Here is a 26,997-nt window from a genome sequence, read left to right as displayed (position 1 = left end):
TGCATATGGAACAGATAAAAGTTACGTTTTTAATGATGGCATATAATGCAGAAAAGTATATTGCAAAAGCAATCGAAAGTGTCCTTAACCAGACAGAACGCAGCATTGTTCTTTGCATTCGTAACAATGGCTCTACCGACTCTACCGGCGAGATAATTAGGCGATATGCGGAGTTGGACTCGCGTATTCATGTTGTCGAAAATGAAAAAAACAATGTGAGTCAAGAAGGAATAACTCCCTTTCAGACAGGTTGGTGGCCTTATACTGAAGAGACTGCGGGTGAATACTTTTCTATTATAGATTCAGATGATTACTTAGCGCCTGATTTTGCAGAAGTTATGTATAGTGCGGCCAAGCGAGCATCTGCTGACATGGTGGTTGCCGGACATTACTTTGTGAACGAAGAAACGAATGAAGTTGTTGGACAACGCACACCCCCAAGGGTTGAAATGGATAAAATCGAGGAAATTGGAGTCAACTTCGTTCAACTTTATAATGGCATGCGAACTTGGTGGGGGAAGTTATTTCAAAAGGATTTTTTCATTCGTCATCATTCGGAATGCTGGGATAACATTGAACCTTTATCATGGACGATTGATACTGTTGTTATGTTGAACTATCTGGTTCGTTGTAGGATGCTTGTTTGTATTGATCGACCTCTTTATTATTTTCTGAGCCGAAAAAACTCGTCCTATAATACTCGCCCATTTGGTTATCTTCGTTTGTGCGAAGCGGACATTTTATACTTGGCAGGCTTTAATGTTTTGGACAAATTGAACATTCGATCTTTAGAAAATGAGGCCTTCCTACTTAATTTACATTGGACTTATATAGTGGAAGCATTAAACGGATTAAATCACACCAGTAATATGATTTCGCCTTTAAAAACGCTCGAGAGACTGGGTGATTTATTTAGTAATAGTATAGTGAGTTCCTACTTGGAATCCTCTTTTGCTCAAATTTTTGTCACTTGTGAGCCTTATATCCGTAGAGCGATGAATTCCGAACAAGAGAAAAACGTAATTTGGGGATCCTACTTATCCCGTCTTGTTTATCTAATGGAACAAGTTCCACAAGATACAAAACTATATTTTCCTTTGCTGTTGTCCTGTGTATGTGATCCTCAAAATAAGAATCGTGCTGGAAGAGGGTTCATTCTAAAGGCTAATCAAGAAAACAACAATACATCATATGGTCAGAAGTGGTTTCTGAGTTGTTCTAGGCAGATTCAAGAGTACTATTATGAACACCCGCAGCTACTAGTCGAGGAAATCGATTCTAGGGATCGGGATGATTCTCTCACTGAAAAAGAGAATTTATTAATTGAAAGCTTTCAACAAGAAGATATGGCGAAAGCGTGTGATTTGATTGAGGAAATCAGTCAGCAATCACCACTAAACCGGATTGCAATGTATTATCGCATTTATGTAGCTACATTAATTGATGAGTTTCCGCTCGCTTTAGTCATGGCAGCTTCCGCTAAGGTCCTATGGCCAAACGATATGGATATACAGCTATTGTACTGGAACATTCTGAATTCTTCGAACGATTAAATTATTAAAGGGGACTGAACATGAAGGTTGTTATTCTCGCAGGGGGACTCGGGACCCGTATTAGTGAAGAAAGTCAAGTGCGTCCTAAACCAATGATTGAAATCGGTGAATTCCCAATACTGTGGCACATTATGAAAATTTATTCCCATTACGGTTTTAATGATTTTGTGATTTGCCTCGGTTACAAAGCGCATATGATAAAAGAATTCTTTGCGGATTATTATTTGCATATGTCTGATGTTACGTTTGATTTCCGTAATGACAATCAAATGGTGATTCATCAGAATGTAGCAGAACCATGGCGTGTTACCTTGGTTGATACGGGTCTCTCGACTTTGACGGGAGGACGTCTCGCGCGCGTTAAGAAACATATTAATAACGAAACGTTTATGCTCACCTATGGAGATGGTGTGAGTGATATTGATATTCCTCGATTACTCGATCATCACAGAACCCATAAGAAGACTGTTACACTTACGGCTGTACAGCCAGGGGGGCGTTTCGGTGTTCTAAACCTTGATAATGCGGGAACTGATGTAATTGGTTTCGCCGAAAAATCAGTTGAGGAAGGCGGCTGGATCAACGGTGGATTTATGGTCATGGAGCCAGAAGTTTTCGACTATTTAGATGGCGACTTTACCGTTCTCGAGAAAGAGCCTATGGAGAATCTCAGTGCTAATGGCGCTTTATGCGCGTATAAGCACTACGGATTCTGGCACTGTATGGATACTTTGCGCGACAAATTGGTTTTGGAGAATTATTGGTCAAGCAAGAGTGCCCCGTGGAAAATCTGGGATGAAAACAGGAAATCGGGGATAAATGTATGAATAGTCCGTCTATTAGCGTAGTTCTTCCCACCTATAACCGTTGGATGTATTTGCCGCGAATGTTGGATAGCTTGCTGGAGCAAGAGTTTCGTGATTTCGAGATCCTACTCATCAACAACGGTTCAATAGATGATGGAAAAACCGATGAAATATGTTGCGCCTATTCGGAAAAGTCCTCTGCTATTCGTGTTTTCTCTATTGCCGAAAATCAAGGTCCTGCACCCGCTCGAAATCTTGGGATTCAGGAATCTACAGGTGAATATTTGATTCATCTGGATGATGATGACTATTGCGAACCCAACCATCTTAAGTTGCTGCATCAGCTGATCGTTCAACAACAAGCGGATGTTGCTATTTCGGGCTCGGTTCATGAAACGAATGGACTAATAGAGCCGAATCATGTGTATGAAGGGACATATGTTTGGAATCGCGCCGAGACGGTAAGTGAATTTCTCAAGCGGGAGAAGTTTAATACAGGGAGCCAAACGAAGCTTTACCGGCGCAGGTTATATGATGGAATCCGTTATGTCCCTGGGAAAATAATCGACGACATTCATGTGACGTATCGCCTGCTTGCGAATATTAATAAAGCGGTTGCTCATGGAATCCCGACATACCGATTTTGTAAGCATACGAACAATACCACCTCATTTCTTGAACAGGATATTGTGTGGCCTGAACTTTTGGATGAGTATTTAGCCATGCAGCTAGATAGGGTTGCTTATATTTCTGAGCATGTACCGGAGGAGTGCAAGCACGTACGATATGCAGCATGGTCATATATGATTTCAATGGTAGAGAAGATCCATCATGGTCGAGGGAAGGGTTGCGAGAAACAATTAGATATCATGAAAGTAGAATTGCTCACTCATGCAGAGGAATTCCTTCATGCTCCATGGATCACAGAGAGAGAACAAAAGCTTATGAACGCTCTTGTGTTAAACGAACAAAATGGAGGGAACCCATGATATGAACCCTTTGATAAGCATCATCATAACCGTATGTAATCTTGATAAATATATTGGCGAATGTTTAGACAGCCTTGTGCATCAAGAAGGCTTTTCTGATTATGAAATCGTTGTCGTTGACGATGGTTCGTCAGATAACAGCCCAGATATTTGTCGTGATTATGCTGAACGTTATCCCAATCACGTTCGGTTTGTTCCGCTTGAGCGGCCTTCGCAGTTATATCGCGCTCACAAAGCGGGATTGGAGACTGCTCGTGGAACCTATTTGCAGATTATAGATGGGGATGATTTTGTCAGGAGAGGATATCTGCACGAGGTGGCGGAAATTATTCAAACGCAAGCTCCTGACGTGATTATTGGGCGTTATATGAGCTTTACGGAAGCGAATGCATATCCCTTGATAGATATATCACTAGACCGTGATCGCATTGATTATTGTTCGACAGATAATGTCCTTCGTTATATTCAATCCATTCCTAATTATCATTTGGCCTATTGGCGATATATTTTTAAACGCTCGCTTATAAATGGATCTTTGTTTGAAAGTCACTTGGAAGAGGCGCGGTTTTGTCCATTGCTGGATGCCATTGTAACATTCCGTATCTTGTTCTCCGCATCCTCCTTTGCATTGTTGGAAAACCCGTTCCTTTACTATCGCCGCAGAGCAAACTCTACATCTTCTGCTGCTAAGCTCCAGTCCCTTGCTCATGTTCAATCCTTTGCTGAGTTTCTTGCATTGTTGCAGGAAGTAAAGGATTTCGATGCCAAGAAATCAATTGTTATTTCGAAACTAGCCCAAGAACTGAAATTGGTTTTAGGGCATAGCGATTTATGGGCTAGTGAAAGTTGGCAGCAAGCAGTGAAGATATTGAATCATGTCCGAACTGTTTTGTCACTGATCAAGGAAGATTTGCATGAAGAACTAGCACGGTTGCAAGTTTTTATGGAAGCCGACGATTTGAACGGGGAAACACTTGCGACTTACTTTGCATCAGAGCGGCAGCGCATCGTAGGTTATGTTGAAGGTCTATCACCTGCTTCGATTTATATATTGCCATGTGGTCGTTATGCACAGGATATTATGCGCTGGTTAGACTACAGCAGATTCTCAAATATGGCTTATTTAGATAATAACACGGAGATGCATGGTCTAACCATTCAAGGAAAGTCATGTGATGCTCCAGCCATATTGGATACACTTACCGATGCTCAAAAAGAACGAACCGTTGTTTTGATTGCAACGATTTATCGTGATTTGAATGAACTTCTATATCAACAGTGTGTGAACTATGGAGTTCCGGAAAGTAATCTGCTAGTTTGTTAAAGGTTGGAGGGGACAAGATGGAGTTTGACGTTGTAATTGTTGGAACCGGACTTGCTGGAAGTATTCTGGCAAGAGAGTTGGCTGAAATCGGAAAGCGGGTTTTGATGCTGGAACGTCGGGCACATATCGCAGGCAATACATTCGATGAAGTGGATGAACACGGAATATTGGTACAGCGATATGGACCGCATACTTTTCATACTAATGATCGCGGTGTGTATGAATATTTATGCCGATTCGTCAAGATGAATCCCTATAAGTTGACTTACAGGGCGATCGTTAAGGGGATTGCGGTTCCTTGTCCTTTTAATTTTACATCCATTCGCATGCTTTATGACTCGGAAACCGCAGAAGATTTAATTTCTCGTTTGCTGCGAGCTTATCCCGGTCAAGAGAAAGTTACCGTCTTTGAACTGCTTGAGTCAGATGATGATGCAATAAGAGGTTACGCTGAAATGCTTTTTGAGGAAGATTTCCGCCCTTATACAGCTAAACAGTGGGGAAGGGATCCGGAGGAAATCGATAAGAGCGTCATACGCCGTGTCCCTATATTGCTGAATGATAGAGATAGTTACTTTAATGATGAATTCGAATGTCAACCAGAGGGCGGATTTACGGCAATGGTCCGCAACATGGTGGATCATCCGCTAATATCCATAAGGTTACAGACGGATGCTTTGCAAGATCTGGAGCTTGATGAAGAAACGGGACGGGTTTCTTACCAAAAAAATTCTGCCCCACATATTATTTATACTGGAGCCCTTGATGAATTGTTCGGTTGGCAATTTGGAGCACTTCCCTATCGCTCACTTGTCTTTGAGTGGGTCTCGCTTCCACAATCTAGCTTTCAGGAAACAGCTATTGTTGCTTATCCCAAGGACGCTGCATTTACTCGTATCACAGAGTATACCAAGCTACCTGTGCAAGATATTCCAGGGAGGACAGTCATTGCCAAAGAATATTCACTTCCTTACGATAAGTCAGCTGACCAAGGGAACGAGCCTTATTATCCAATAGGTAACGATCAAACTCAACTTCTAAAAGAAAAATATCTGCAGCTAGCTAAGGAATTCAGCAATCTGACACTCTGCGGCAGATTGGCAGATTATCAATACTACAACATGGATAATGTTGTGCGGCGTGCGCTTGATGTGGCTGAGGAATTGAAAGGAAGAATCTAGTTTAAGGGTGAGCTTTATGGAACTTCCACTGGTAAGTATAATAATGCCAGTTTACAATAGGGAACGGATCCTTATTGAGACAATAAATGAACTTTTAAATATGAAGTTTGCCGATTATGAACTCTTGTTAGTAAATGATGCTTCTACAGATAGAAGCGCTGAAATTTGTGATTCATTTGCTAGCGAGTACTCTCATATCAAGGCCATCCATCAATTAAAGAATGGTGGCCCAGGTCTGGCACGGAACAAAGGAATGGAATTGGCAACAGGGCAGTTTATCTTTTTCATGGATAGTGACGATAAGATTGATAACACGGTGTTTGATAAAATTGCCGAACGTTTGCGGGCAAATCCCCAAATAGACATATTAACTTTGAATCACAAAGAAATTACACCACAAGGAACTCACGAGGTTCGGATTGTTGAACATGATAAGGAATATGACGCAGATGATTTGTTATCAGATAAAGCCGCCCTCCTGCACCTTGCCGTATGGCGGAGTTTGTTTAATCATTCTTTTTTGAAGAATAACAACTTAACTTTTTTTGATATTAAAACTCATGAAGATATTTGCTTCAACAGCTTAGCTTTTTTGAGTGCCAAAACCATACACACCATGCCGGATATTTTTTATTTCTATTACAGGCATTTTTCTGAAAATTCCTTGGTAGATACATTTACAGTCCAGGAGAATTATAAGGGGATCGAATTTTGTTCGAAACAAATGGATCTGTTTATTCAGAAAAATGCAATCTCGGAAGCGAAACAACGAGCTGTTGATCATTTCATTTATGCAAGCACCTTGTCGTTAATAGACAAAATGTCTTTGGATGAAATCGCTGACTATAAGTTTTTTTCTTCGGATGTTGAATTTGAAACCTTCACCGTCAATCTTTCCTTATATCGACAATACGGTATGCTTGGCTGTGCTGCTTATGTATGGGGGTTCATACGAAAGCAGGTGCAATTACAAAGTGAACAATTAGGCAAAGATATTTATTTTTGCCCAGCTGGCAAATTATCCGTATCTTTTGCTCAGCGTATCACAAATAAGGGCAGTCAAATTGTCGGAATTCTGGACAATAACTGCCGACTGGATAATTTCCATATTGTTGAGGCACAGAAAGCAAACTCTATCCATGTTTATCCTTTTAGCCAGCTGGAAAAATACAAAAAGCCTGAAGATTATTTTATTATTGTGCTGGGTTCGATGAACACCGCGCGTGCAATATCTCGACAACTTGATCAATTAGGGCTTGTTAAGAATATTAACTATGTTTCAGGAGTATAGGAGGGGTTAACATGGATATTCTGGTGATTTCCAGTAAAAAGTTTTATTCATATTTGCTGGTTATGCTTGCTTCTTTGTATGAAAATCATGTAGGTACTGAAATTAATGTCTATGTCATGCATTCCGAATTAGAGGCAGAGGACTTTACATTACTTCAAGAACAAGCGGATTTTTATAACAACCATATTCATCCGATACCGATAGATACTTCTCTTCTAGCAGGGTTCCCGGTAAGGCAACAATTTCCTGGAATTCTATATTTCAGGATGTTTATAGCGGATGTATTGCCACAATCGGTTAATCGAGTTCTGGCTTTGGATGTTGATATTATCGTTAGAAAATCGCTGCAGGAATTCTATGATACTGACTTGGATAATTACTATATTGCCGCTTGTGAAGATTTGGAGCTGAATACGGATCGTTTCAAGCGAAAGTTGCAAATCCCACAGGGAAGCATATATTTTAATGCGGGAATCATGTTGTTTAATTTGCACAAAATGCGAGAAGAGGGAGTTGGGTTTAAGTACTTCTTGCAAATTGCTGGTGAAAACATAAGTCGGCTTACTTGGTTCGATCAGGACATCTTTAACCTGGCTTTGAGTTCAAAATGTCGGATCGTAAATGCGACCGATTATAATTGTCCTCCTGCTCTTTTTGAACAATTATACGGCAGTGCTAAGTCACATGAGGAACACTTCGCTTCTATCATTCATTACCTAAGTCCTAATTACAAACCATGGAACGCTACTGTGGCAAGCCCTGGTTCAATTATAGAAAATCTATGGTGGGATTATGCTCAAAAGACCCCTTTTTATGAACAATTACGAGCAGAATACGAAGAATCCTCAAGTAACCTAGGCCAACAAAACCGAGCGTTAAAGTTGTATTATGCCATGGCATTGCTATTGTTGAAAACAGAAGATAGGCAACGGAAGCTGGAGCATTATTTTCAAGAGAGGAACTTTTATAAAATAGCTGTCTACGGGGTGAACCCGATGCAAGAAATACTATGCTCTGATCTTGATAAAGGAGAAGTAAAGGTTTCTTACCTTATCGATAAGAATGCTAAAGGATACAGCAATGGGATTGAAATCAGAAACGGTTCTCACTTTGATGACGTTGATGTGATTATAGTGGCAGCATGCGCTCATTTTCGTCAAATCCGTGATTATCTTGATGATTCATGTCCAGTTTTATCATTGGAAACAGTGATCTACGAACTTAATAAAATGTAGCTTAGAAAGCGGGAGGCTAACTGGCTGACCTTGCAAAGGAGTGCAAATATAGTGTCTTCATCTTCTAAGAAGCTCAATATAAATACGCCAAAGTATGTAATCTTCGGTAGTGGAGTTGGATTTGAATTCATTAATGATAGATTTAATATTTTGGATGGGGCGGATTTCTTCATTGAGTCAACGCCAAGCACAAGGGAGAAATACGGTAAGCGCGTATTAAGTGTGGATGAGTTTACGAATATGAATTATTCAGCCGAAGATTATACAATATTAATTTGTAATCGGTTTTGGAAGCGGATAAAAGATGAGGATGAGTACAAGAAGCTGGGTAACTATACAGTTATTGATGTTCTCAATACGATGATGAGTGATGTATTAAACGAGAATATTGAGATGAAACAGTACTATCCACAAATGATTAAGTTTATAGGTGTTTATCGTGATATCGAGATAAATCCATGCGATGAAAAAGAGAAGTTGCTCATAATGATTCAAGAGTGGGTTGGAATGGTCATACCCTTTCAGCAAATCGCATTAGGAATGATGTTGAGAGCAAAAGGGGTAAATGTGGAATTTTTATTAAACGATCAGTCTTATTTTGGGGACGCGTTCCTACATGATGGAGTAAATGAATATCAAAATAAACTATTTATTGAATTGTTAGAGAAGGTAAAGGATGTTTCCGGTATACCGTTTTATAAATTAAGTGAATCTAATCAGATTGAATTAGATAAACAAGAACTACAAATTCTTCAAAGAAAGCTTTACTACAATAAGGTTTGGCTTACGAGAAGTATAGTTTTGAATGATAACAGTGAACTGTTAAGACAGGTGGAATATAAGTGGTATAAAAATGCGAGAGCAATAAAAGGATTTTTAAGTACTCACGACTATCACAAAGTGGTCACCTTTACTGGCATTCATTTTGAGTTCTCAATATTGAATGAGTTGGCCAAGCTATTCGGAAAACAAGTTTACACGTATGAATATGTTAGGGGATATACTTTTTCAAAGTCAGGTCCTGCCGTCCTGCAGAAAGATATTCGATTCATGGAGGATAAAGAGTTATCTCATTCACAATTATCTTATTTCTATGAGTTTGCTGATACCCATATGAAGAATAATTTTAAAGGTAAAACGAATAAAAGCATTCAAAAATCGGTGCTAATACCGCTGAACATCTTTTGGGACAGCGCTGCCTTTGGAGATCATGATGTATTTGGTTATTTTGATGAATGGTTAGTCAAAACAATAGAGTATATACTAGCCAATCATTCAGTTAAGGTTATTGTAAGACAGCATCCACATGAACGGCGGTTCGGCACAGGAAAAGAAGTAGAGTCGCTGCTTCGTTCGAAGTTCGACGGGCATCCTTTATTTGAATTCATTCCGGCTAGCTCTGATGTTGACTCGTATGAATTAATTGAGAATGCTTCAGTTATTCTACCGAACACTAGTACAGTTGGAGTTGAAGCTGCCCTAATTGGAAAAAACGTTATCGTTAAAAATGATGTATATTATGCTAACGCTGGCTTTGTAAAAAAGGCTGAAAGCGAGAAAGAGTATTTTCAATATATCAGCGAAGCTTTACAAGAGCAAGAAATTAAATTGACAGATGATAAAATCTTAAAAGCAAAATTATATTTTGCTCTAATCATGCACAACAGTGTTGATAATTCCTTTGGTCATGTCACGTCTGATTTTATGATGTGGATTGAAGAGAGCTGGGACACGCTAATGAATCACCGCTCTACAAAATGGTTGTTAGATATGATAATTAACAATAAGACATTATTAGAAAACTACATGGATGAACGCCCATCTTATGAAAATTGGGACACGCCCCAAACATTACTATTGTAAAGGGGCGTTCTGATTTTCTAGAATAAAAAAGGCTGTCCCAAAAGCGGGGAGTAATTTGTAGGCTAGCGAAAGCCACCAATTTCAACTTAGGTTTCTATTGAGTTCTGCTGTCACTTAGACTCAAGCGAATTATGCAAAATGCTCATTTTAATAGCATTCATTCCCGATAAATAAGGTATAAGGTTTGGGGATATATGCAACAGCTGAATGTGCATAAAATGGGAATTGGGGGCTAGTCTGAGATGGATAACTTCTTCTATCAAAAGAAAATATTAATTATTGGCGGCACAGGAACGATTGGACAAAGTCTTCTGCGGCATATATTATCTCAGTCGCCGACCGTCGTTCGTGTGTTTAGCCGTGATGAACATAAACAATTCGAACTTCAGCAAGCAATGCGGGAATTTGGGAATATCCGTTACCTCATCGGAGATGTTCGTGATTACGATCGTGTGCTCCGTGCGATGCAGGACATCGATTATGTGTTCCACGTCGCTGCGATGAAACATGTACCGGCTTGCGAATATAATCCCTTCGAGGCGGTTCAGACGAATATTATTGGCACCCAGAACGTAATACGTGCGTCCCTCGAATGCGGAGTGCGAAAAACGATATTTACGAGCACGGACAAGGCGATCGCGCCCTCCAACACGTATGGTGCATCCAAGCTTATGGCTGAACGATTGATTCAAGCCGGGCAATATCAGGCAGGGGCAGGTAAAACGATTTTTGCGGCTGTTCGTTTCGGTAATGTCATGGGCTCTCGAGGTTCAGTTATCCCATTATTTCAGCAACAGATCGCAGAGCGCGGTGGCATCACTTTGACACGGCGCGACATGACGAGATTCATGATGACGAAGCAGCAAGCAACGGAGCTCACGATCAAGGCGATGGAACGGGCACAAGGTGGAGAAGTATTCGTTCTGAAAATGCCAGTTATCCGACTGTCCGAACTTGCTGACTGCATTATCGAGGCTTCCGCACGACAGTTGGGCATTCCGGCAAAACGCATTCAAATCGAAGAAATAGGTCTGCGGCCAGGTGAGAAAATGTATGAGGAGCTATTAACAGAGGAAGAATACAGCCGAGCGATTGAATTGGAGGATATGTTCGTTGTTCCGAGTGCGTTCATTCAACGAAATAAATATGAGGGAGAAAGAGTGACTCGAACAGACAGCTATAGTTCCCATGACGCTCTTCCGATCACGAAAGAAGAACTGCGAGAGATGTTGTTGTCGAATCGTTTAATTGAACATGCGCCGATCATGAAAGCGGGAGTAGGCCTGTGAAGACAGTGGCTATTGTACAAGCTCGAATGGGCTCGACGCGATTACCGGGCAAAGTGCTCAAACAAATTAATGGACTCAGTGTGCTTGGCCATGTGGTTGATCGGCTGAGGCGCGTGCCTTCCATCGATGAATTATGGATCGCCACAACGTCGAAGAAGAATGATGATCCTATCGAAGATGAGGCGCGCCGTTTAAACATACAAGTGTATCGGGGGAGCGAAGATGATGTGCTCGACCGGTACTACAGGACAGCTAAGAAGGCGGGGGCCGAGGCTGTCCTTCGCGTCACGTCCGACTGTCCTTTAATCGAGCCTGCTGTGGTCGAAGATCTCATCTGTTTGTACCGGGAATCGGGTAGCGATTATGCCAGCAACACACTGGAACGAACGTATCCGAGGGGGCTCGATGCGGAGATTTTCAGTTTTAGTGCGTTGGAGACAGCATGGTCCCAAGCAAGTCGTCCTTATGAACGCGAACATGTAACACCATATTTATATCAGCATCCGGATGTATTCCGTTGTGCAACACAAAGGGGTTCAGAAGATTATTCCCATTATCGTTGGACTTTAGATACGGAAGAGGATTGGGAATTGATTCGTACGATCTTCGAGAAATGCAGATATGAAGGGCCGTACATTACATTCGAAGATGCGAAAGTCTTGCTATTTCACTATCCTGAATTGAATAAAATTAACGCGCACGTAGAACAGAAAAAGCTAGTCTAAGGAAGGCTTGATTTATGATGAGGGTCGGTATTCGCGTTGATGCTTCTATAGAAATTGGAAGCGGACATGTTATGAGAAGCCTGACACTGGCAGAGAGGCTGCGTCGTAGTGGAGCCGATGTTCATTTCGTGTGCAGGGAACACGAGGGGAATCTGTGCGATTACGTTCAACGTCAAGGGTTTCACGTTTATCGGTTGCCGGCATGTGAGGAAACGAAGGGGCAAAAGGTCAAGGGAACCGGATACGAAACGTGGTTGGGCGAATCTTGGTCGATTGACGTTGCACAGACGGAAGGAAGCTTAAGGGATAACGGTTTATTAGACTGGCTCGTTATTGATCATTACGCGATTGATAGCCGCTGGGAAAAGAAAGCTAGAGCGTTCGCGAGACGCATTTTCGTAATCGATGATCTCGCAAACCGAACACATGATTGTGACATTTTACTCGATCAGAATCTGTTTGATAGAATGGTTCAACGGTACGACGGTTTGGTTCCAAGTGCCTGCGTGAAGTTGCTTGGCCCCCAGTATGCCCTTTTGAGGGAAGAGTTTCAACTCGCCCGTGCGAAGGCGAGGATTCGGGATGGCTCGATTCGCAATGTTCTCATTTTTTTTGGAGGCACCGACCCAACGGGGGAGACATTAAAGACTCTCAAAGCGATGGCTCGCTTAGTCATGACGGAGGTAGAATTTGATGTAGTTGTCGGAGGGGCAAATGAACAGCTTGATGACATTGCTCGATTTTGTGCTACGCATAACCATTTCCGACTTCATAGTCAGATCGACTATATGTCCCGGCTGATGCTGCATGCTGATTTAGCATTAGGGGCCGGAGGCTCGACCACTTGGGAAAGATGCTTTTTAGGCTTGCCCTCTGTAACCATAACGACTGCGGACAATCAAGTGGAAATCACGAAAATGGTTGCATTAACTGGGGCAACGTTCTATTTAGGCCATTATAATGAGATTTCAGAACAAGCATGGTTTGATTGTTTTGATCAGCTTCAACGAAGTCCTGAGCTAGTCACCGCAATGAGTTCGGCAGCATTGATGCTGATAAATCACTTTAACGAAGATACCGATATTCTTAATTCTATGTTGAAGGATGAAGTGAATTGAATATTTGTTTACTAGGTCCTAACAATAGACGTATTATTGAAACGCTTCAAATGCACGGAGATAGAGTGTGGTGCACAGAAGAACGTATTCTATTAGAAGAACTCGAACCTGCGGGAATTGAATTCATTGTTAGTTATAAATATCGGTATCTTATTCGGCAACCTATCTTAGAAAAATTCGAACGCAAATTAATCAATCTACATATTTCGTATTTACCTTGGAATCGAGGGGCGGATCCTAATTTGTGGAGTTTCTTAGAAGATACACCGAAGGGCGTGACGATTCATTATATCGACAGCGGTCTCGATACCGGGGATATTATCGCGCAGAAAATGGTGGAATTCAGTCCGCAAGATACATTAAAGACGAGCTACGAGCACCTTACAGCAACAATCGAGGACTTGTTTCTTGCCCAATGGCCGTCAATCCGTTCCGGAAAAGCAGAGGGAACAGTCCAACCCGCTGGAGGAAGTTATCATAGAACGGCAGATAAGCAGAGATTTGCCCACTTGCTAACGGATAGCTGGGAAACTCCGATCGAAAGGATTTTGGGTAAAGGACAAATATCAAAAACGACGGAGGGGTAGCAAATTGAATAAGCATGAAATAGTCGTCGGTAACCGCAAAATCGGAGCGAACCATCCGCCGTTCATCATCGCGGAGATGTCTGGGAACCATAACCAGTCGTTGGAGCGGGCGTTAGAGATCGTAGAAGCGGCAGCTCAAGCTGGAGCGCATGCATTAAAGATTCAGACCTATACGGCTGATACGATGACAATCAATTCGGACAACCCTGACTTCTATATTGAAGACCAGAATAGTTTATGGAAGAACAGGACCTTATACGACCTTTATGACGAGGCGCATACACCATGGGGATGGCACAAAGCGATCTTTGATCGCTGCAAGGAACTGGGTATTATTGGTTTCAGCACTCCTTTCGATGAAACGGCCGTTGATTTCTTGGAATCGCTCGGCGTCGAGTGTTACAAGATCGCTTCTTTCGAAAATACCGATGTGGCACTTCTTCGCAAAGTAGCCTCGACTGGAAAGCCAATGATCGTCTCAACGGGAATGGCGAGCATTGCCGAGTTGGACGAGCTTGTTCGAACGGTTAGAGAGGCCGGAGGGAATGATCTTGTTTTGCTGAAATGCACGAGCTCTTACCCTGCTTCTCCGGAGAACTCGAATATTCGTACGATTCCACACATGCAGCAATTATTCGACGTCCAAATCGGCCTTTCGGATCATACGCTCGGTATTGGAGTTGCCGTTGCCAGCGTGGCTATGGGGGCAACGGTCATCGAAAAGCATTTTACTCTGAATCGTGCCGACGGTGGAGTCGATGCCGAGTTTTCGCTCGAGCCTGCGGAAATGCGTAGTCTCGTAGAAGAAACAGAGAGAGCTTGGCAAGGCTTGGGGACGATTTCTTACGGGGCGACGGAGAGGGAGAGGGGCTCGTTAAAGTTCCGCCGCTCTCTCTATGTCGTCAAAGATATGAAAGTTGGCGAAGTGTTAAAAGCGGACAACTTGCGAGCGATTCGTCCGGGTTACGGTCTTTCTCCGAAACATTTGGAGCTGTTGCTGGGCCAGAAGGTTAGGAAGGACGTATCGAAGGGAACGCCAGCGAGTTATGACATAATTATGGATTGAGGATGAAATCGATGAACATTCTACTTACCGGCGGGGCCGGATTTATCGGAAGATGGGTGGCCAAACATCTGCTTGATGATGGCCATTCAGTGTGGATCGTGGATGATTTGTCTAACGGTCGTGAAGTGAATATTGACGAGTTCCGGGAAAATTCAGGATTGAAGGCATTCATTAAGGGCACGATCCTGGACGATACACTGCTCGAGCGGTTGTTTGAGGAGAACAGCTTCGATATTTGCTATCATCTCGGCGCATCCATCAACGTGCAGGATTCGATCGATGATCCGCGTACGACCTTCAATAACGATACAATTGGCACGTTCTATATTCTTGAGCAATGCCGCAAGTATGACGTTAAAGTTGTCTTTATGAGCACATGCATGGTGTACGACCGCTGTACAAATCTAGGAGGCATCACCGAGCTTGACCCGATTAAGCCAGCATCTCCATATGCCGGTGCGAAGATCGCTGCTGAGAACATGGTACTCTCTTACTACCATGCTTATGGTTTGCCGACGGTTGTCATTCGTCCGTTCAATACATATGGTCCATTCCAGAAAACGGGTGGAGAGGGCGGAGTTGTCGCGATTTTTATTAAGAACAAGTTGTCTGGTAAGATGCTGAACATCTATGGGGATGGCACACAAACCCGCGATTTGCTTTATGTTGAGGATTGTGCACGGTTCGTCGCTGAAGCGGGATACTCCGACGCTGTGAATGGTGAGATTGTGAACGCTGGGCTAGGGAGTGACATTGCAATCAACGATTTGGCTCAACTTGTCGTTGGAGACGAATCGCGTATATGTCATGTTAAGCATATCCATCCGCAGAGTGAGATACAGAAGTTGCTGTGTAACTCCGATAAGGCTGAGCGTCTGTTAGGTTGGAGGCCGGAAATTTCGCTTGAAGAGGGTATTCGTAGAACAGAGCAGTGGATTAAGACCACGAATCTGATTTAATTCTCTTGAAAGAGGGCAGTTGCCTATGAACACAATGAACCGCCGCGATCGTAATACTTTTCTTCCTTACGGCAAGCAATGGATTGACGATGAGGATATCGCAGCCGTTGTGGACGTGCTGCAGGGAGATTTTATTACACAAGGACCAGCTATTGAGCGTTTCGAGCGAGCGGTGGCAGAATATGTAGGCGCGAAGTACGTAGTCGCGTTCAGCAATGGAACTGCGGCTTTGCACGGCGCATGTTATGCGGCGGGCATCTCGCCAGGCGATGAGGTTATTACGACGCCGATTACCTTTTTGGCTAGCAGTAACTGCATACTCTATTGCGGAGGTACGCCAGTATTCGCGGATATCCGGCCGGATACATACAACTTAGACCCTGACGATGTAGAGCGCAAAATCAATTCCAAGTCGAAGGCGATCATTGCCGTCGACTTCAGCGGTCAGCCGGTGGAAACAGATCGTTTCTCGAAGCTTGCGAAAGAACATGGTCTCGTCTTCATCCAAGATGCTGCTCATTCGTTAGGAGCTTCTTACGAAGGGCGCAAGGTTGGGACACTCGCGGACATGACGATGTTCAGCTTCCATCCAGTCAAGCACGTGACGACTGGGGAAGGCGGTGTCATTGCTACGGATAGCGAGGAGTACCGTGATAGACTACTCGCTTTCCGCAGCCACGGGATGACGAAAGATCCAGCGTTGCTAGAACGTAACGATGGCCCCTGGTATTACGAGATGCAATCACTTGGATATAACTATCGGATAACCGATATACAGGCTGCACTTGGTGCCTCTCAGATGAATAAGCTTGATCGCTTCGTTGTGCGTCGCCGAGAGATTGCAGAGCAGTACAATCGTGCATTCGCAGACTTCGAGTGCATCATGAGGCCTTACCAGCACCCTAAATCAAACTCGAGTTGGCATTTGTACGTCATCCGTTGGCGAGTAGGCATTGACCGAGCTGATGCTTTCGCAGAGCTGCGCAAACGTAATATCGGCGTTCATGTACATTATATTCCTGTGTACAAGCAGCCATATTATCGTGATCTTGGTTATGCAGATCAGCAATGTCCGGAAGCAGAAGCTTATTATGAGGAGGCAATGTCCCTGCCAATTTTCCCGGCGATGTCGGATGATGACGTACAGGACGTCATTCATGCGGTTTTACGAACAGCTGGCAAGACCTATGAAGTGCTATAATTTGAATTTGTTTTACGCGTCACTATACCTACAGTAGTTGTAACGTGTCTGTGGCCTCCAAGAACTCGTTTCGTGGAGGTCCTCTTTTAAAGATAATCATAAAATTCGAAGTATATCGGAGTCGATAAGAATGACCGTTGGAACCTCAGTAGATACTAATGTTGAATTGCAAGAAATGGAAGGTTTATTTGATCTCCTCTTTCCAATCTGTCGAAGCATAACAGGTCCCGGTGTACGTGAATCCATTCAACTATTACAAAAGCATATTGATTTAGAGCTGCTCAGAGTTCCAACAGGAACCAAGGTATTTGACTGGACTATTCCCCAGGAATGGCATATTCGCGAAGCTTGGATTAAAGATTCGGCCGGTAACAAGATTATTGATTTTGCTAAATACAATTTACACGTTGTTAACTATAGCGCACCCCTCGATCAAAGAATGCCTTTAAGTGAGCTTAAGCAATATATTAACTCCATGCCTACGTTACCTGATGCAATTCCATATGTAACTTCCTACTATAAAAGACGCAGTGGATTCTGCATGGCTCACAGACAACTCGAATCTCTTCCCGAAGGAGAATATCATGCATACATCGATTCCGAATTTGTCAATGGAGAGCTGAACCTGGCACACTGCGTACTTCCAGGATCGAGTGACCGTGAAATTTTATTAAGCACGTATATTTGCCACCCCTCGATGGCCAACAATGAGCTAAGTGGTCCACTTGTAGCTACTTTTCTTTACAAAAGACTTAAAAAGTGGACAAATCGTCGATTTACGTATCGTTTTGTATTTCTCCCTGAAACAATTGGCAGTATTTCTTATCTCCATCTATTCGGACAAGAACTAAAGAAGCAGTTATACGCTGGACTTGTTTTTACTTGTCTTGGAGGTAAAGATTCGAGCGGAGCCATGCCTTCTCTTAGCTACAAAACGTCTAGACAAGAGACCTCTCATCTTGACGATTTTATTCAACATATTTTTCAATCGGGCGTGGTCACTGGTAATATACGTCCTTTCACTCCTATCGGCGGGTCTGATGAACGCCAGTATTGCTCTCCAGGTTTTAATCTCCCAGTAGGGCAGATGGCTCGTAGTGTGTATGGGCAATATGAAGCATATCATAATTCAATGGATGATAAAGAATTTATGACATTACAGGCATTGATGAACAGCGTGGATGAAATAGAGCAGTTATTAAAAGCATTCGAGGAAGATGGGTATTACGTAAGTCAATCACCTTACGGGGAAGTAAAACTTGACCAGCACGACTTATATCCTGATTTGAATAGCCCTTTGAACCGTTCATTTTCTACTAATGAACAGATTGATGGTCGTACACATCTGAATCGAGTCCTTACTCTTCTTAACTATGCAGATGGTCAACATCGTTTATCGGAGATTGCTGAGAAGTGTGAAACGAACATTTTTGAAATGTTACCAATCGTTCAATTATTGTTACAGAAAAACCTGCTTAAAGGTCCTTATCTGGAGAAAAGGAGTTGGTTCGATTGAATACGGTTTTCATGACTGGCTCCCATCCCCGTCATTTGTACATCGCTCGCAGGCTACATGAAGCAGGTCTTTTACGAGCACTCGTCATAGAACAACGTGAGAGCTTTGTTCCTGCACCACCTGAGAACCTAACAGAAATTGATCGAAAGAACTTTATTCGCCATTTTTCGGACCGTGATCTTACAGAACATAGGTTTTTTGATGAGACAATCTCTATAGATCTACTTGATGGTATACCTGTGTTGTATATCAGTCAAGAAGAACTGAACAGCCAAAAAGTTGTTGATTGGATTAGAAGATTTAATCCAGATCAACTAGTTTCCTATGGTGTTCATAAATTGTCACCAGAGATTATTGATATTTGTCCAAACTATGCTTGGAATATTCATGGGGGACTTTCCCCTTGGTATCGTGGAACTGTTACTTTATTTTGGCCATTTTATTTTATGAAGCCTAATTGGGCTGGCATGACTATTCATAGGCTAAGTCCTCAAATTGATGCAGGCGATATCATTCATCACTCTGTACCTGAGCTTAAAAAAGGTGATGGAATCCACGATGTTGCTTGTCGTGCCGTTACTCAAGTGGCCAAAGATCTAGTTAAGATCTTAAACCTTCGCAAAGATGGCCATAAGTTTGAAGGAACTCCGCAAAAAAACAGCGGAAAACTCTTTCTCAATTCGGACTGGGAACCTACCCACCTGCGAGTCATCTATCAATTGTTTGACAATGATATTGTTGATCAGTTTTTAGATGGTAGAATCCAAAGCGAAGCACCCAATTTGGTAAGAGCATTTCATTAATTTTGTTAAACTTTAAAACGATTGGTAAGAAAGTAGAGCAGATGATTCGTCCGAAAGCTTTTTTGATAAATTTAGATTGGAGTGAGTCACCTTTTGATTCAATACGATTATCTAATCGTCGGCGCAGGACCATTTGGCTCTCTTTTTGCTTATGAAGCGACCAAGCGAGGTAAACGTTGTTTAGTAATCGACAAACGTGATCACGTTGCTGGTAATATTTATACAGAGAATGTTGAAGGGATTAACGTACACAAATACGGGGCTCACATTTTTCATACGTCCAATAAAGCTACATGGGAATATATCAACCAGTTTGCCGAGTTCAATCATTTTGTGAATGCTCCGGTGGCCGTGTACAATGATGAATTGTACAATCTGCCGTTCAACATGAATACATTCAGCAAAATGTGGGGGATAAAGACGCCGGCAGAGGCTAAGCGAATCATCGAAGAGCAGATTGCTAATGCGGGTGTTGACGAGCCTCGCAATCTAGAGGAGCAGGCTATTCGTTTGGTAGGTAAGGACATCTATGAGAAGTTGATTAAGGGCTACACGGAGAAGCAATGGGGACGGCCATGTACTGAGCTTCCTGCATTCATAATTAAGCGCTTGCCGGTGCGTTTTACCTACAACAACAATTATTTTACGGATCGATATCAGGGTATTCCAATTGGTGGGTATTCTCAAATTATAGAGAAAATGCTTGAGGGGATCGAAGTGAGACTAAGTACAGACTACTTCGATTTTGTTAAAGAGAATCCCAATATTGCAACCAAAACGCTGTTTACAGGTCCGATTGACCAGTTCTATAAGTATTGTTATGGAGAGTTGGAATACAGGAGCCTTGTATTTGATACGAAAATTTTGGATGAGGAGAACTTTCAGGGTAACGCGGTTGTTAATTATACCGCTGCTGATGTACCTTATACACGAATTATCGAACACAAGCATTTTGAATTCGGCACACAAATGAAGACAGTCATTACCTACGAGTACTCGGCAGATTGGACTCGCGATGATGAACCATATTATCCCATAAATGACACTCGCAACAACTCTCTTTTCCTGAAATATCGGGAGCTGGCGGCTAGTGATCCGCATATAATTTTCGGAGGCAGATTAGGGGGTTATAAATATTATGACATGGATAAAGTCATTGAGGCCGCGTTAGGGCTGGTGGAGAAGGAATTCGAAGAAAGTAATTGATCCAGGCTCTTCTCTGTTATCAATGTGATTAGTGTGACAAATAGAGATTAAAGAAAATGATGCTGTTGTTCTTGAGATAAGGCCGTTTTAGCCTATGCTGGACGAAGTACGGCCGCAATAATGTTTTAGGTATTCAAAAGGGTGCTATCGAATCCTCGCAAGAGGCTAAACATCTCGCAATTCAAAGAAAAGATACGAGAGTTGACGAAGTGAACACGATATTGTCTATGGAGAACCGGATTATTCAGTTGAACTACTAGCTCATCTGCTGGTGTGGCTATTTCCGACTAGCCTCGGCGAAATGACACTGCCAGACGGTAGAGCCTTTTTAACCTTTTGGGACCGCCGTATGCGGACCCGCATGTACGTTGGTGTGAGAGGACGGCGGTTAGGCGCCCCTTCCGATTCGATTAAAATCTAGGCTAATGACAGCATCCAAATCTGTCGAAATTGATTGAATTAAGAATAATGAGCACGCGGAGGCTAGTCATGAAAACCTTGTCCTTGGTGATGATCGTCAAAAATGAAGAAGCCGTTTTAGGCAGATGTCTAGATAGCGTAAAAGATATTGTGGATGAAATTGTTATTGTTGACTCGGGGTCGACAGACCTGACGAAAGAAATAGCGCTTTCCTATAATGCAAATATATATGACTACGTGTGGAACAATCATTTTTCCGATGCCCGCAACTTTGCTCTTTCGCAATCGAAAAGCGATTGGAACCTGATCCTTGATGCAGATGAATATATCATGTACGACTGTGCTGAGGAAATCAAAGCCCTTATTAATGGAAACCCTGCAATCGGACGTGTGAGGCGTATCGACGCTTTCAAAGACAAAGAAGAGATAGCCTATGCGCAGTGCTTCATCTCCCGGCTTTTTCCGAAAGGGGTGTTCTACGAGGGGAGAATACATGAACAAGTTGTTTCTGATCTCCCGCGGATCAAGATTAACGTTGAAGTTGGTCATGATGGTTATGTTGATTCTTTAAGAACTGAACGCAATGTGCCGCTTCTTCAGATGGAGATTCAGGCTCATCCGAAAAATCCTTATTACCACTATCAAATCGCAAAAGAATACCGTGGCATCGAAAACTTCAAACTCTGCCATCTTCATTTGGCAGAAGCCTATATACTTTTAACACGTAAAGAAAACTATCATCCGAACGTAGTGGTCGATTATTTGTATGCCATGATTTCGTCGAAGAAACTAGATAAGGGTTTGGCGGTGATTGAGGCGGAAACTCCGAAGCTGAATGATTTCCCAGACTTCCATTTTGTATGCGGCCAATATTACTTGGATCTCATTCTGAACGATACGGCAAGCTACGCCCACCTGCTGCCGCTCATCGAACAATCCTACCACAAATGTTTGCAGCTAGGAGAAACCAACCGTTATGATAGCGTATTAGGAACTGGAAGCTTCTCAGCACTGCACAACCTAGGCGTATATTACGAAGTAACGGGTCAGATGGGTAAAGCCATTGATTATTATAAAGAGGCCGCAACTTACCAGTACGCGCCTTCTGAAAATCGCTTAAAGGTGTTGTGACGATGAACTGTCACAATCCCGACATTAATTTTCTGAAAATTCACAAATAACTAAAAACTATTTTGATCTAGGTTCCCGCATATGATATAATAAGAGCATGTAAAGGAGGAATGCCCCATGAATTACAACATTCGAGGCCAACGTTTTCAGGTTACAGATGCTTTGAGAGATTACGTCGAGAAGAAGCTTAGCCGGTTGGAACGATATTTCGAATCACCTATTACCTCCGAAATTAATGTCACTCTCTCCGTCACGAAGGCACAGCATACGGTAGAGGTGATGATTCCGCTAGTTGGCGTTATGCTTCGCGCCGAAGATAAGAGCGAAGACATGTATGCGTCCATCGATATGGTGGTGGATAAGCTGGAACGCCAGATTCGCAAGTACAAAACCAAAGTCAATCGCAAATTCAGACAGGGCAGCGGAGTGAGAGCCCTGTTCCGAGAAGAAGGCTCCGCAGTCAGTGTGCTGGAAGAGGAAGAAGATCTGGAGCTCGTGCGCACGAAGCGTCATATTCTGAAACCGATGGATGTGGAAGAGGCCATTCTGCAGATGAATATGGTTGGACATAACTTCTTCGTATTCGCCAACGCGGAGAGCAAGGAGGTCAACGTCGTCTATCGACGCAGCGATGGCAAATACGGATTAATCGAGCAAGGCTAATCCATAACAACCGCGAGCCCTGTCTCCATATTGGAGCAGGGCTTTTTTGCGCCTTGCCGCAGGTGCATTGCGACAGGGTCTACAAACTGTTACAATCTTAAACAAATAGACCAACTACCGAAAGGGGAAAACCATGCTCGGACTGGTGAAAAAAATATTCGGAGACGCGAATGAGCGCGAAGTAAAGCGCCTCATGCGGACGGTAGAAGAGATTAATGCGATGGAGTCGAAATTTACGGCTTTGTCTGATGAACAATTACGCGGCAAAACCGATGAGTTTAAGGCGCGCATCGAAAAGGGCGAGGAGCTGACGGCTATTCTGCCGGAGGCGTTCGCTACGGTACGGGAAGCTTCGAAGCGTACGCTCGGCATGCGCCATTTTGACGTGCAGCTTCTTGGCGGTATGGTGCTCCATGAGGGTAAAATATCCGAGATGAAAACCGGTGAAGGTAAAACGCTCGTCGCGACCCTCCCCGTTTACTTGAACGCATTGCTCGGCAAGGGTGTTCACGTCGTTACGGTCAACGGCTACTTGGCTGAGCGCGATAGCAAAATCATGGGCGAGCTGTATAATTTCCTTGGAATGACAGTGGGCTGTAACCTGCATGGGTTGTCGCATTCGGAGAAACAAGAGGCTTATGCCTGCGACATTACTTACGGCACGAACAATGAGTTCGGATTCGATTATTTGCGCGATAACATGGTTCTGTACAAGGAACAGATGGTTCAGCGTCCCCTGTACTACGCGATTATTGACGAAGTGGACTCCATCCTCGTCGACGAAGCGCGTACGCCGCTTATTATTTCCGGACAAGCAGCCAAGTCGACAGAGCTGTATCATGCGGCTGACCGCTTCGTGAACAAACTCAAGGTCGAAGAAGACTATACGGTCGATATCAAGCTTCGCAACGTTATGCTTAACGAGCAAGGCGTAGAGAAGGCGGAGCGCGCCTTCAGCATCGAGAACCTGTTCGATCACGCCAACGTGCTTATTAACCATCATATTCAGCAAGCGCTCAAGGCTAACGTCATTATGAAGCGGGACGTGGATTACGTCGTTCAAGAGGACGAGGTTGTTATCGTCGACGAGTTCACGGGTCGTCTCATGTCCGGCCGCCGCTACAGCGATGGTCTGCATCAAGCGATTGAGGCCAAGGAACAGCTCAAGGTACAGAACGAAAGCATGACGCTCGCGACGATCACGTTCCAGAACTACTTCCGGATGTATCGCAAGCTGGCGGGCATGACGGGTACGGCGAAGACGGAGGAAGAAGAGTTCCGCCGGATCTACGGTCTGGACGTTATTCAGATTCCTACGAACCGCTCTATGATTCGTAAGGATATCCCGGACGTCGTGTATAAGACGGAAAACGGCAAATTCAAGGCCGTCGTAGAAGAGATCGTGGAGCGCCACAAGAACAACCAGCCGGTTCTGGTCGGCACGATCTCCATCGAGAATTCGGAAAAGCTGTCCGATATGCTGAAGCGCCGCGGTGTCCAGCATAAAGTGTTGAATGCGAAGTTCCATGCCGAGGAAGCTGAAATTATTTCGCGTGCCGGTCAATACGGCGCCGTAACAATCGCGACCAATATGGCGGGACGCGGTACGGACATTTTGCTGGGCGAAAAGGTGCCTGAGCTTGGCGGTCTTCATATTATCGGTACGGAGCGCCACGAAAGCCGTCGGATCGACAATCAGCTGCGCGGACGCGCGGGACGCCAAGGCGACCCAGGTTCTTCGCAATTCTATCTGTCGCTGGAAGACGAGCTTATGCGTCGCTTCGGTTCGGAAAATATTATGGTCATGATGGACCGTCTCGGTCTGGAAGAAGATCAGCCGATCGAAAGCCGGATGATCTCCAAGGCCGTAGAATCCGCTCAGAAGCGCGTAGAGGGAAGCAACTTCGATACGCGGAAGGTTGTCCTGCAATACGACGACGTTATGAACCAGCAGCGCGAGGTTATTTATAAGCAGCGCCGTGATATTCTGGAATCGTCCGACATTCGCAGTGAAGTGATGGAGATGATCAAGCCGGTCGTCGAGCGTATCGTTGAAGCGCATTGCGCAGAGGATATTCCGGAGGATTGGGATCTGCAAGCCATCGTGGATTATGTGCACGCAAATCTTCTGGATGACGGCTCCATTACGAAGGAAGAGCTGTGGGGCAAGGAGAAGGAGGAGATGTCCGAATTCATCCTTGGCAAGGTCGTTGCATATTATGACGAGAGAGAAGAGCAGCTTGGCGCCGAGACGATGCGCGAATTCGAGAAGGTAGTCGTGCTTCGCGCGGTAGACAGCAAGTGGATGGATCATATCGATGCGATGGATCAGCTTCGCCAAGGTATCCATCTCCGCGCATACGGCGGTACGGATCCGCTTCGCGAATATCAATTCGAAGGTTTCGAGATGTTCAAGGCGATGATCGAGACGATCCAGGAGGAAGTCGCCAAGTATATCATGAAAGCTCGCGTAGAGAGCAACCTGGAGCGCCAAGAGGTCGTGAAGGGCCAAACGTCGTCGACTAGCGGCGGTGGCGAGAATACGGAGAAGCGGCCAGCGAAGCGCGAAGAACGCGTCGGACGCAACGATATGTGCCCATGCGGCAGCGGAAAGAAATACAAGCAGTGCCACGGAAAGTAATTAGGTAGTTGAAAAAATAAAGGTTCAAAAGGCGATCAAAAGCGGACTTTTTGAACTACCAGATTGAAATAAAGGTTCAAAAAGTCCGGTTTTCAGCACCGAGAAGGTTGGATGAAACTAGGAAATGAGGAGCGGAGCGTAGCAGAGCTACGTGAGCACCTGCAATGTTTCCGGAGGAAACATACCTCGAAAGCATATGCTTAGTTCCGGTTGAATTCAAGATTCGACGTCGAATAAACTTCTTGGGATACTTCGTGATCAAAAACGGACTTTTTGAACTACCTTATATTGAGGAGAATCGTGCCATGTTGGATATTAAGGTAAAACAGGATCTACGCGAGATGGCCAAGCGACTCCAAGAGCTCAGGGGGTCTCTTTGACCTGGATCTCAAGCAAGAGATCATCGCGAACTTTGAGGAAAAAATGTCGATGCCAGACTTCTGGGACGACAATGAGCGGGCGCAGGGCATTATCTCCGAGCTGAACGCCGTGAAGTCGGTCGTGGAACAATACGACCGGATGAATAACGATCGGGAAGAGCTGCAGATGATGATGGAGCTGGTAGAGGAAGAGGGCGACGAGTCTCTCGAAGCCGAGCTGGCGCAAGGCGTCGAGGCTCTGCTGACGAAGGTTGGCGACTTCGAGCTTCAATTGTTATTGAATCAGCCTTACGATAAGCTCAATGCCATCATCGAGCTTCATCCCGGCGCAGGCGGCACGGAGTCGCAGGACTGGGGACTGATGTTGTACCGGATGTACACGAGATGGGCGGAGAAGCGCGGCTTCAAGGTCGAGGTGCTGGATTACCAGGACGGAGACGAAGCGGGCATCAAGAGCGTATCCATCCTGATCAAAGGATACAATGCTTACGGCTACCTCAAAGCGGAGAAGGGCGTGCACCGACTCGTGCGAATTTCGCCGTTCGACTCGGCTGGAAGACGTCATACGTCATTCTGCTCTCTCGACGTCATGCCGGAGATCGACGACACAATCGAGATCGAGATTCGTTCGGAGGATCTGAAGGTCGATACGTATAGAGCCAGCGGCGCGGGCGGCCAACACGTCAATAAGACGGAATCCGCGATCCGGATTACGCATATTCCGACGGGAATCATCGTTGCTTGTCAGCAGGAACGCTCACAGATCGCCAACCGCGATCGCGCGATGAAGATGTTGAAGTCGAAGCTATACGAGCGCAAGATCGAAGAGCAGATGAAAGAGCTCGCCGAGATTCGCGGGGTGCAATCCGACATTGCTTGGGGCAGCCAGATCAGATCCTACGTTTTCCACCCTTACAGCATGGTCAAGGACCACCGCACATCCGTGGAGACAGGCAACGTAGGCGCGGTCATGGATGGCGATATCGACGCTTTCATCGACGGCTACTTGCGTCATCAGATCCGCCAGGAAGAATAACAAAAGGGAAGAGT

The 26,997-nt window shown here is 44.2% G+C and carries 22 protein-coding genes; all 22 read left to right on the top strand.

Annotated features, from left to right (window positions below; all coding sequences use genetic code 11):
* Positions 1-5: 5 nt before the first annotated feature.
* The 22 genes from B1748_RS18535 (at position 6) to prfB (ending at position 26,983) form a co-directional block, all read left to right on the top strand.
* A complete protein-coding gene (locus B1748_RS18535) occupies positions 6-1,553 on the top strand; it encodes a glycosyltransferase (protein WP_179215665.1) in 1,548 nt (515 codons plus the stop codon).
* A gap of 20 nt (positions 1,554-1,573) precedes the next feature.
* Positions 1,574-2,380 carry a glucose-1-phosphate cytidylyltransferase gene (gene rfbF, locus B1748_RS18530; RefSeq protein WP_087569420.1) on the top strand — a complete coding sequence of 269 codons (807 nt, stop codon included), beginning with the start codon at positions 1,574-1,576 and terminating at the stop codon, positions 2,378-2,380.
* The gene (locus B1748_RS18525; protein ID WP_087569419.1) at positions 2,377-3,348 is read left to right on the top strand and encodes a glycosyltransferase family 2 protein; all 972 of its coding nucleotides are present in this window, start codon (positions 2,377-2,379) and stop codon (positions 3,346-3,348) included. Before rfbF ends, B1748_RS18525 begins: the two co-directional genes overlap by 4 nt.
* Before the next feature lies 1 nt (position 3,349).
* Positions 3,350-4,672, top strand: a complete 1,323-nt coding sequence (locus B1748_RS18520; protein WP_179215664.1) for a glycosyltransferase family 2 protein — start codon at positions 3,350-3,352, stop codon at positions 4,670-4,672.
* A 17-nt stretch (positions 4,673-4,689) separates the two neighbouring features.
* Entirely contained in the window at positions 4,690-5,853 is a 1,164-nt protein-coding gene (gene glf / locus B1748_RS18515; protein WP_087569417.1) for a UDP-galactopyranose mutase, read from the top strand.
* 16 nt (positions 5,854-5,869) lie between these two features.
* A complete protein-coding gene (locus tag B1748_RS18510; protein WP_087569416.1) occupies positions 5,870-7,144 on the top strand; it encodes a glycosyltransferase family 2 protein in 1,275 nt (424 codons plus the stop codon).
* An 11-nt stretch (positions 7,145-7,155) separates the two neighbouring features.
* Positions 7,156-8,379, top strand: coding sequence for a glycosyltransferase family 8 protein (locus B1748_RS18505; RefSeq protein WP_087569415.1), 1,224 nt, complete (start codon positions 7,156-7,158; stop codon positions 8,377-8,379).
* Between the two features lie 51 nt (positions 8,380-8,430).
* Positions 8,431-10,242 carry a capsular polysaccharide export protein, LipB/KpsS family gene (locus tag B1748_RS18500; RefSeq protein ID WP_087569414.1) on the top strand — a complete coding sequence of 604 codons (1,812 nt, stop codon included), beginning with the start codon at positions 8,431-8,433 and terminating at the stop codon, positions 10,240-10,242.
* Positions 10,243-10,484: 242 nt separating this feature from the next.
* A complete protein-coding gene (locus tag B1748_RS18495) occupies positions 10,485-11,531 on the top strand; it encodes a polysaccharide biosynthesis protein (protein ID WP_087569413.1) in 1,047 nt (348 codons plus the stop codon).
* Positions 11,528-12,256 carry a cytidylyltransferase domain-containing protein gene (locus B1748_RS18490; RefSeq protein WP_087569412.1) on the top strand — a complete coding sequence of 243 codons (729 nt, stop codon included), beginning with the start codon at positions 11,528-11,530 and terminating at the stop codon, positions 12,254-12,256. Before B1748_RS18495 ends, B1748_RS18490 begins: the two co-directional genes overlap by 4 nt.
* Before the next feature lie 14 nt (positions 12,257-12,270).
* On the top strand, positions 12,271-13,374 hold the full coding sequence (pseG, locus tag B1748_RS18485) for a UDP-2,4-diacetamido-2,4,6-trideoxy-beta-L-altropyranose hydrolase (protein ID WP_087569411.1): 1,104 nt from the start codon (positions 12,271-12,273) through the stop codon (positions 13,372-13,374).
* Entirely contained in the window at positions 13,371-13,961 is a 591-nt protein-coding gene (locus B1748_RS18480; RefSeq protein ID WP_256975757.1) for a formyltransferase family protein, read from the top strand. The genes pseG and B1748_RS18480 overlap by 4 nt, the downstream gene beginning before the upstream one ends.
* Before the next feature lie 4 nt (positions 13,962-13,965).
* Positions 13,966-15,027: a pseudaminic acid synthase gene (gene pseI, locus B1748_RS18475; protein WP_256975756.1), complete on the top strand. Its 1,062-nt coding sequence runs from the start codon at positions 13,966-13,968 to the stop codon at positions 15,025-15,027.
* An 11-nt stretch (positions 15,028-15,038) separates the two neighbouring features.
* Entirely contained in the window at positions 15,039-15,986 is a 948-nt protein-coding gene (locus tag B1748_RS18470) for a dTDP-glucose 4,6-dehydratase (protein WP_087569410.1), read from the top strand.
* 34 nt (positions 15,987-16,020) lie between these two features.
* Positions 16,021-17,187, top strand: coding sequence for a UDP-4-amino-4,6-dideoxy-N-acetyl-beta-L-altrosamine transaminase (pseC, locus tag B1748_RS18465; protein ID WP_087569515.1), 1,167 nt, complete (start codon positions 16,021-16,023; stop codon positions 17,185-17,187).
* A gap of 130 nt (positions 17,188-17,317) precedes the next feature.
* Positions 17,318-18,703, top strand: a complete 1,386-nt coding sequence (locus B1748_RS18460; RefSeq protein WP_218781641.1) for a DUF4910 domain-containing protein — start codon at positions 17,318-17,320, stop codon at positions 18,701-18,703.
* Entirely contained in the window at positions 18,700-19,506 is an 807-nt protein-coding gene (locus tag B1748_RS18455) for a formyltransferase family protein (protein ID WP_087569409.1), read from the top strand. The genes B1748_RS18460 and B1748_RS18455 overlap by 4 nt, the downstream gene beginning before the upstream one ends.
* 96 nt (positions 19,507-19,602) lie before the next feature.
* Complete coding sequence (glf, locus tag B1748_RS18450; RefSeq protein ID WP_087569513.1) at positions 19,603-20,712, top strand: UDP-galactopyranose mutase; 1,110 nt, start codon at positions 19,603-19,605, stop codon at positions 20,710-20,712.
* 489 nt (positions 20,713-21,201) lie between these two features.
* On the top strand, positions 21,202-22,263 hold the full coding sequence (locus B1748_RS18445; protein ID WP_256975755.1) for a glycosyltransferase family 2 protein: 1,062 nt from the start codon (positions 21,202-21,204) through the stop codon (positions 22,261-22,263).
* Positions 22,264-22,380: 117 nt separating this feature from the next.
* Complete coding sequence (gene hpf / locus B1748_RS18440) at positions 22,381-22,926, top strand: ribosome hibernation-promoting factor, HPF/YfiA family (protein ID WP_087569408.1); 546 nt, start codon at positions 22,381-22,383, stop codon at positions 22,924-22,926.
* A gap of 133 nt (positions 22,927-23,059) precedes the next feature.
* A complete protein-coding gene (secA, locus tag B1748_RS18435; protein WP_087569407.1) occupies positions 23,060-25,567 on the top strand; it encodes a preprotein translocase subunit SecA in 2,508 nt (835 codons plus the stop codon).
* Between the two features lie 305 nt (positions 25,568-25,872).
* A protein-coding gene (gene prfB, locus B1748_RS18425; RefSeq protein WP_108991670.1) for a peptide chain release factor 2 occupies positions 25,873-26,983 on the top strand; the annotation gives its coding sequence in 2 pieces (ribosomal slippage) (positions 25,873-25,944 and positions 25,946-26,983; 1,110 coding nt in all).
* The last annotated feature ends 14 nt before the right edge of the window (positions 26,984-26,997 follow it).

The organism is Paenibacillus sp. MY03 (assembly GCF_002165585.1).
GTDB lineage: Bacteria > Bacillota > Bacilli > Paenibacillales > Paenibacillaceae > Pristimantibacillus > Pristimantibacillus agaridevorans.
Note: the sequence above shows the minus strand (reverse complement) of the source record. Positions and strands in the feature narration are given on the sequence as shown.